The following is a 760-nucleotide window of genomic DNA, read 5'->3' as shown; positions in this document are numbered from 1 at the left end:
CTGCCGGCGGGCGTGGCGCACACGTGAAACCCGGCTGTCACGGTGGCGCCCCCGGGGGCACGGTATGGTGTCGGCAGATCAGGCGACGCGGGTATCCCAGCATGAGGCCAAGGCGGGACGGTGGCGTGACGCGGTCGACGGCGGGTGGCGCGACGTTCGCCCGCTTTGCCCTGGTCGGGGGCGTGATGGCCGGCGTGGATGCCGCCGGCCTGTACACCATTCACGCGTTGTGTCCGGTGGGCCTGCGTGCCGCGCGCCTCGGCTCACTGGCCTTGGCGATGACCGTGGGGTATTTCCTCAACCGCCGGTTCACCTTCGCGGGGCACCGGCGCAGGCGGCGGGTGCTGCCACAGCTGCTGAGCTTCTACAGCGCCCACGCGACCGGCGGTGCCCTCAACCTCGCGCTGTTCGCGCTCGTGCTCCATGCGGGCCGGGGCGTGGCGGCCGCAGTGCCCGCCGGTACGGCACTGCTGCCGCTGTGCGCGGTGCTAGTCGGCGGCGCCGGCGGCATGAGCGTGAACTTCGTGCTCTCCAGCCGGCTGGTGTTCCGGCCGCGGCGGTGACCCCGTCAGCCGCTCTTCGCCGCCTGGACCACGGGGATGCCGCGGATGCCGAGCAGCTCGCGCATGTCGTCCCGGGTGGTGAGCAGGTCCGCGAGGGTATGCTTGTCCAGTTCCGCGAAGAAGGCCTTGAGGGCGTCGCCCAGGATGTGGGTCAGCCGACAGCTCGGCGTGATGACGCAACGGTTGTCCGGCGCGAA

The 760-nt window shown here is 71.8% G+C and carries 1 protein-coding gene and 1 pseudogene; one reads left to right on the top strand and one right to left on the bottom strand.

What is annotated here, in order from left to right:
• The first annotated feature begins 125 nt into the window (after positions 1–125).
• Positions 126–563, top strand: a complete 438-nt coding sequence (locus G7A99_RS22565; protein WP_018718918.1) for a GtrA family protein — start codon at positions 126–128, stop codon at positions 561–563.
• Positions 564–568: 5 nt separating this feature from the next.
• On the opposite strand, the pseudogene G7A99_RS22560 reads toward G7A99_RS22565, so the two are convergent.
• A pseudogene (locus G7A99_RS22560) lies at positions 569–760 on the bottom strand (Rrf2 family transcriptional regulator); the annotation flags it as partial.

This window comes from Arhodomonas sp. KWT, assembly GCF_010993615.1.
Note: the sequence above shows the minus strand (reverse complement) of the source record. Positions and strands in the feature narration are given on the sequence as shown.